At 35.4% G+C, this 7,398-nt stretch carries 6 protein-coding genes; all 6 read left to right on the plus strand.

Annotation, left to right across the window (positions count from 1 at the left end; translation table 11 throughout):
• Positions 1–409: 409 nt before the first annotated feature.
• The 6 genes from ACED45_RS23410 (at position 410) to ACED45_RS23435 (ending at position 7,359) form a co-directional block, all read left to right on the plus strand.
• A complete protein-coding gene (locus tag ACED45_RS23410; protein WP_371715146.1) occupies positions 410–2,803 on the plus strand; it encodes a hypothetical protein in 2,394 nt (797 codons plus the stop codon).
• Positions 2,804–3,726: 923 nt separating this feature from the next.
• Entirely contained in the window at positions 3,727–3,936 is a 210-nt protein-coding gene (locus ACED45_RS23415) for a hypothetical protein (RefSeq protein WP_371715147.1), read from the plus strand.
• A gap of 125 nt (positions 3,937–4,061) precedes the next feature.
• Positions 4,062–4,631 carry a hypothetical protein gene (locus ACED45_RS23420; protein ID WP_010429961.1) on the plus strand — a complete coding sequence of 190 codons (570 nt, stop codon included), beginning with the start codon at positions 4,062–4,064 and terminating at the stop codon, positions 4,629–4,631.
• Between the two features lie 405 nt (positions 4,632–5,036).
• Positions 5,037–5,555, plus strand: a complete 519-nt coding sequence (locus ACED45_RS23425; RefSeq protein WP_010429959.1) for a hypothetical protein — start codon at positions 5,037–5,039, stop codon at positions 5,553–5,555.
• Between the two features lie 169 nt (positions 5,556–5,724).
• A complete protein-coding gene (locus ACED45_RS23430) occupies positions 5,725–6,915 on the plus strand; it encodes a tyrosine-type recombinase/integrase (RefSeq protein WP_371715148.1) in 1,191 nt (396 codons plus the stop codon).
• A gap of 75 nt (positions 6,916–6,990) precedes the next feature.
• Complete coding sequence (locus ACED45_RS23435; RefSeq protein WP_371715149.1) at positions 6,991–7,359, plus strand: hypothetical protein; 369 nt, start codon at positions 6,991–6,993, stop codon at positions 7,357–7,359.
• Positions 7,360–7,398: the final 39 nt, after the last annotated feature.

Raw genomic sequence — 7,398 nt, forward strand, 5'->3', positions numbered from 1 at the left:
AGACACAAGGGATTTAAAATCCCTCGACGTTCGCGTTGTGCCGGTTCAAGTCCGGAATTATCAAGCCAGCTTAATGCTGGTTTTTTTGTGCCTAAAATTCAGATAAACCTCTCCTCAGAATCCTTTCTCCTGTCTATCTCTTGTTCCCTGTGCAGATTTCCTGTGCGAGTTAAGTGCCAAGAATCTACTGTGTTGATGAGCTGTGCGTAATTCCCGTGCGAGTATACCCATGGCTAAATTTCTGTGCGTCTCTTGTCGTTGTCCTGTCGAGGGAGGAAGTTATATTTTTTCTATTGATTGTTAATTAATGGATGTAACGCATTGATTTATAGCCAAATCACTAGTCTAATGTGATACATAGATTATTGTGACTGTGCTGATTCGTTAGCTTGATAATGAGAGTATAAATATGGCAGATTATAATTTTGAAACCCTTAATGACATGGAGTTTGAAGAATTAGCAAATGACTTAATATCGAAGAAACTTGATACATTTGTTGAGCGCTTTAAACCTGGGAAAGATCAGGGGGTCGATGGAAGATTCTTCACCCCTGATGGTGGAGAAGTTGTAATCCAGTCAAAACATTATCTTAAATCCGGTTATGGCGCACTTTTAAGGCATTGCAAGAATACTGAAGCAGATAAAGTAAGAAAATTAAATCCGGTTAGGTACATTTTCATTTGTTCAATTCCTTTAAGTAGGAATCAGAAAACAGAACTATCTAAGGTTTTTTCTCCTTTCTTACGTAAGCAAGATATCTTTAGTAAAGAAAATTTGAATGACTTACTTAAAGGTTTTCCTGATATAGAAAAAAACCATTATAAATTGTGGTTGTCTAGTACAAATGTCCTTGAAAATTTGCTAAATGCAGATATTGAATTTGACACTCAAAATGAAATTGATGCAATAAAGAGAACATCTGAAAAATATGTAAAAACATCTGCTCATGACAAAGCTAAGAAAATACTAAATCGAGACAATTGCGTGGTAATTCTTGGGGAGCCAGGCATAGGGAAAACTACGCTAGCAAGAATGCTTTGTTATGAATACATGTCATGTAAAGATAGATATGAGCTCGTTTTTGTTGAGAGCGATATAAAAGATGCAAATAGGATGTTCAAAAAAGATAAATATCAGATATTCTACTTTGACGATTTTCTAGGAAGTAATTACCTGAAGTTAATTGAGGATAATAAAGACTCTAGAATTGCAAAGTTTATAGATAGAGTTATCAGTGATCCATATAAGAAATTTATTTTAACTTCTAGAACTACAATTTTTAATCAAGGTTGCCATGCTTCAGAAAAATTACAACGTGCTGAGTTTTCTAGTAGTCGGATATGCATAAATGCTAATGATATTTCTTCGTTGGATAAGGCAAGAATACTCTACAACCATCTATACTTTGCAAAAGATCCAGCGCATGAATATTATGACCATATATCGCAAATATTTGAGAATAAGAGATACTTTGAGGTTATTAGACATGAAAACTATAGCCCAAGGATTATAGAGCTAATTCTAAATAAAAAAAGCCTATCAAGTATAACTGCTGAAAAATATTGGGAATACATTATGGATTCTTTAGACTTTCCTGAAAATGTATGGAATTATCATATTAAAGATCAACTTAATGAATATGAAAAAGTAGTTACGTGGTTGGTGTCTCTTACTAGAAGGATTAGCGAGCCAAGTTTAAAAAGCGCTTTTATTAATGTTACAAACTTGTATGATGATATTTATAATTTCAGATATTCATTGAAAAGCCTTGATGGAGCAATAATAAAAACAGAAACTAAACCAGGTGAGTGTATAGAGTTTTCATTGCAGAATCCATCAATTAGAGATTATGTAATACCAACTCTCTTGAATAATGTGGAACTATTATCAAAATTAATAATTTCAATAGATGAACATTTCTCATTTACTTCAATACCAACCGATATTAAATGCGATAAAATTAAATCGCTATGGTGTAGTGTAATTGAGAAAATAGACTATGAAAATGTAAATACTAATAACTTCAATTTAGGTATAACCTCTCTTGTAAGAATTACATATCGAAAGCCCAGATTTTATTTATATGCTAGTGAAAATGAAATAAATAATTATACGGAAAATTTCACTGTTAAAAAATTTATCCGTGAGTTTAATTTTTTGGTTGAATGGTTTTATGATAATAGAAATGTGAATTCGCCTAATTACTTAGATTTATTGAGTCAGATAGCGGTAGTATCTTCTGCGATTAATAATATAGATTCAATAAATTGGAAGCACCTTTTGAATGGAACATATAACTCTCATTTAGACCATGATGATTTGGTTGAAGTTTCTTCATTATTGTCAATTATTGACGATTATTCAGAAATAGATGATTTACTAAGTGATTTCTCAGAAGAAGTTAATGACTACTGGAGTGGAGAAATAGATAGCAAGATTGACTATGATTTTGACGAGTCAATTTTATGTGAAGGAAGTTATTCAATTTATACGGAAGGTATGGTGCCTGATGATATTGATGAAAATGAAGTTAACTCCCAAGTTGAAGATTGTATTAAAGAGATGATTGAGGAAATACTAAACGAATACTATGTATCTCTATCAATCGAAGATGACATTATTCAAAATGTCGATATTAATGAATACAGTGGAAGAGCTATTGCTTATCTTAAAGATGAATTAAAAGATATTGATGAACCAGTGATTCACATACAAAAAACTGTAGTAGGTAAGCCTAAGAATAATAAATCAACAACAATTAAAAAAACGGAAGTGGATAAAATAAATGATATATTCAATTAATTATTATCGATTTATTCCTCAGGTATAAGCCTATAGGAGGTTATATGTTTTTACTCAAGTTATATTTAACTTCTCAAACAAGGTAATAATTAATTTTACATTCTGTATCGAGTTTGATCTATTGAAAATTCGATATAATCAACATTCAGCAGATTACGCGTTTTGAGCAAGAGTCTAAGTATTTCTATTTTTTTTGTCTGAGATTGTCTTGAGAACTTAAACGTACGCTGCTGTGGTGAGATTATCTGCCTTGCGTTGGTTTCCATAATGCAGGGTGAATTGCGGGTACTCGTGTATTGATAGCGTTATATTTGTTTTTTAATAAGTGATTGATATTAATTGTTTTATTCGGTGTTCTATCAGCTATGGTATCTAAATTTGACGGTGTTTTTTCGCGATTTTACTGAGTTAGTGTAATGGTCATTTTAAAAATTTTCTGGCTTCTAACCAATGTCACTTGTATGAAAGATGTTTTGCTACGAATTGGAACCATCTGGCATCGAGTATAGGCGCAGTACGACCAGGTTTTGAGAACGATGGTATGAGTTAAGGCCACTTGATAGGTCTGAAAAACCAGCCGATGCAATTGGTTATCTACTGTACGAGTAATGCTGTAACAAATAAATCAGGTATGTACTTCTTTAGAGATGTGTAATTTAAACAGAGTCTCTCTACGGAAAACGCCTTAAATATACGACGACGAAACTTCAATCTTTACCTCCTAATGCTCCCTCTTCTAGATTTACTGAAGTAGAATATAGCGTCATAGAAATAACGGTTTTAAGCTTCTTGTTGGCAACAGTGGAAGCAAGAAATGCCTAGTTCGGTTCATTCTAAATGGCAAGACAAACTCAATGTATCTTGGCTCTTTTCCGGAGTTCAGCTCAGCCACAGCGAGAAAATAAGCTCAGCGGATCAAGTTGATGATAGTGGAAGGTATCGATCCAAGAGACTCTGCGACTAAGCAAGAAATTCCAACAGTGTCAGATTACTTACACAATCACTATATAGAAGTTGCGAAAACTCGCATGAAAACATGGCGACATGATGTTCAAGGTCAAATTCCTGTGCTTCTCTTGGCTGTGTCCGGTCTAGTGGGGGGGACTAAGAAGCGGACAGGAAGCCTAAATTAATATCTATTTAAGGATTGGTGTCCACTTGGTTAGATTTAGAAAGTTAATGAGAATATAGAAAACTTATTGACAGTGATATATTGAATCTGTTTATATGAACAGGTGTGTATATAAACAGGTTTGTTATGTTTCATTACTTAAAACTAGCTACGATAACAATATTGCTCCTTACGCCTTTAGTTTACGCTGGTTATCTACTTTTTGATGGACGCTATTGGGGAGCTGGCGCTGTTCTTTTTACCTTTATCTTTTTCGTGTACCTATTGTTCTCAAACTTTGAACCTGAGAAAGAGGTTGTAAGCGCTCTTGGCTTAGCAATTCTAGTATTGGGGGCTGTACAGGTTTTTTCTTCAAGTCCAGCCACAGATTTAGAATTACAGAAAAAGAATATTGCCCTAATGAGCGAAGTATTTAAGACTCAGTATTGTCCATATGATTTGCAACCGGACGATAAAAAAAGAAATATGTTCAGAGAATTACGCTCTGTTGCTTTGAAAAAATGCGTACTACAAAATAATACTGATATGTTGAACTTAACTTTTGAATTGTCAAAAGTGTTACATTTAGATCCGGCAAGTGGTCTTGTTGATGGGATTTATAATGACTTTATCGATGACTCTAAGCCTGCTACGTGCATAGGTTTAGCTAAAATGATGGATAATCTTTGTCCGAATATTTTTAGGACTCAACTTTGACGGCAATATACAACAGATAGTCATTACAACCATTGGTCCTACTGTCGTTACCAACTTTTATTGATTGAGTGACCTAAGCATATCTGATCCTATTTGAGCTTTAATTGTCGGGTGAAGATTTTGTAAAGTCGGTTTGGCTTAGTTTTTATGCGATAAGTCTCTGAGCATATATTAAATCGAGGGACAATTGATAATATCGATTAGAAGCAATAGTACCATCTTGATCAGTTGGTGTGCTTTTGTTCTTTTTGACCAACTAGTCTTAAAAGAATCGAAAAGCTATTAATGAGCTAGATACTGATGAGAAAGTTTTAGATTTAATGGCGTCATGTCACTAGTTAGCGTTTATACACTATGATGGTGTAAGTGTGTTAGTAATTAAGTAAAGATAAGGATATTAATTTCATGACTAAGTTCAGTGTTGCGGGTTTTTTTGGAAGCCTCATTATTGCTGTTATCGCCGGCGTTGCATCAGGTTACGCTACAGTTGGTTACTATGGTGAACAACTTGAAAGAACTAAAACCGAATTGAGACTGGAAGAGATAAACTATAAGAATGAACTCGATCTATTAAAAGATGTATTAGAGCTTGCAGGGACCCTGCACATGGATTCTTCACTTTATCGCGCCGTTGATATAATTTCGCCGGAAAATGAAGAGATACTTAAAGAAGCAAAGGAAAGGCTACCATATAATGTAAGCGAGAGAGAGATCATAGCATTGGAGCGGGAGTTTGCCGCGACGTTGTTTGCTGCACAACCTTTTATAGATAAGTCAGTCTATGAAGATTTTTCAATGTATATGATCTTAATGAATAAATTTATTAGTGATCGTGAAAGTAAAGGTTATTCTCTTGAATTACAGTACAAGGATGCTAGTAAATACTATTTGAGTGCTGTTGAAAAAATACGAAGTGTTTATTAGAATTCATAACATGTTTACTCTATTAATGTATTAAATCAAAGGCCAATTATGAAATTTAAATTAACTTTAACGGTATTTAATACTTTGTCTCGATAGGTTTCCCGAAATAATAAAAATATGGGTGGTATATTAAAAAATTAACCTGTAATGTTTGATGGGGAACTTAAAAATGGAGAAATTCTTTAAATTTACAACAGCAAAAATCACGAGTTTACCGCCTAATAATCCAGACTCACGTTCTACAGAGGCGGAATACAGTTGTTCGGACCTATCAGGTTTCAAGTTATTGGTTGGTAAGAATGGACGTAAAAAATGGCTAGTCAGATATACACTTAAAGGCAAGAAAGGATCTATGTCATTGGGTACTTTTCCTGAAGTACCTTTATCAACAGCACGCAAACAAGCTCAACGAATCAAGTTGATGGTCGGTGAGGGTATTAATCCGAAAGAATCAACGAATAATCAAGAAATACCGTCCGTTTCCGATTACTTTCACAATCATTACATTAAGGTCGCCAAGACTCGTAAGAAAACATGGAAACACGATGTTGCTCGTTTTAATCATTGTTCTGATGTGTGGGATATTGGATACGATCAGTTGAAGGTTTCGCATATTCAGTCAATGATTGCCAAGTTAATGGATAAAGTTCATTGGCGTGGAACCAAGTTTAGTAAAAGTTCTCTGAACCGGATTTTATGTGTTCTCAAGGCGATGGGACGCATGGTTGAATTGGAGTACGGAATCCCTAGTGTAGCGCATCGTGTGAAGTTGTTTCCGGAAACAGGGGCTAGGCAGCGATGGCTTTCACCTCGCGAGATTAAAATGGTTTTCGCAGAGTTAAGACAGGAGGAGTATTGTCCCATTCGCAGCCGTTTTATCATTCTTCTCTTTATGCTGGGGTGTCGAGAGAAGTCCTTGAGAGCAGCTAAGTGGCTGGATATTGATCTTGAGTCAGGAGTGATGCGAATACCTCGGGAATTATCCAAGAGCGGCTATGAACATCAGATTTACCTTACCTCAGAATCAATATCGGAATTCAAAGCCCTTCAGCTATTGCAGAAGGGGAGTAACCCGTTCGTGTTCCCAGGAAACAAGCCAAATTGCTATATCAGCCAGCCCAGATCGATGTTCAATAATATTAAGCAACGATTGAATTTGAAGGATGCTGATCAAATAGTATTCCATACGGCTCGTCACTCGTATGCCGGAGTTTTAATTTCATCTGGTGTTGATGTAGGTGTGCTGAAACAGCTATTAGGCCACCGCTCAATCAACTCGACCATGCGTTATGCGAAGATCAGTTCAGATAAGCAACGTGAATCTGCACAGTTACTTACTCAAGTTATTAGTGAAGCTTAGTCTTTAATTTATCAACATTATCAAGCCCGAACTCAACGAATGAGTTCGGGCTTTCTCATATATGGAGTTTAGAAAATGAAAATAATCACACAATTCAATGAGCTTGATTCATTGCCTCTACCAGGAGTGACGATAGCAGCTTTACGACACCACATGACTGAACCATTCGAATTTGATGATGTAATTACTGCCGAATTCTGGCAAGAAGTTAGCACTAGCCTGATATTAATCGAAGAGTCAGATACGGATGAAACCATTAGTCAGAAACCGGAGAGTGTTCAGCACCTTATTCGTTTTGTACAAAACTACCCTGAAGCAGTTTACCTAATTAACAGTATTGACACGGGTTTTATAATTGCCCTTGCAATCATCACATCAGCAGGGGGCGGCGTTTATTTAGTTAGTCCAACATCAAATACATCTCACCCTGGCTTTGTTTCCTAATTGGATCTCAGATAGAAACGGCCAGTATGGGTGATTATT

It is taken from the genome of Vibrio crassostreae (assembly GCF_041439375.1).
Taxonomy (GTDB): domain Bacteria; phylum Pseudomonadota; class Gammaproteobacteria; order Enterobacterales; family Vibrionaceae; genus Vibrio; species Vibrio crassostreae_D.

Bases quoted from the DNA above. Each gene is read 5' to 3' on its own strand.
- ACED45_RS23420 (WP_010429961.1), top strand. From the start codon at position 4,062: ATGTTTCATTACTTAAAACTAGCTACGATAACAATATTGCTCCTTACG.
- ACED45_RS23435 (WP_371715149.1), top strand. From the start codon at position 6,991: ATGAAAATAATCACACAATTCAATGAGCTTGATTCATTGCCTCTACCA.
- ACED45_RS23410 (WP_371715146.1), top strand. From the start codon at position 410: ATGGCAGATTATAATTTTGAAACCCTTAATGACATGGAGTTTGAAGAA.
- ACED45_RS23430 (WP_371715148.1), top strand. From the start codon at position 5,725: ATGGAGAAATTCTTTAAATTTACAACAGCAAAAATCACGAGTTTACCG.
- ACED45_RS23425 (WP_010429959.1), top strand. From the start codon at position 5,037: ATGACTAAGTTCAGTGTTGCGGGTTTTTTTGGAAGCCTCATTATTGCT.
- ACED45_RS23415 (WP_371715147.1), top strand. From the start codon at position 3,727: ATGATAGTGGAAGGTATCGATCCAAGAGACTCTGCGACTAAGCAAGAA.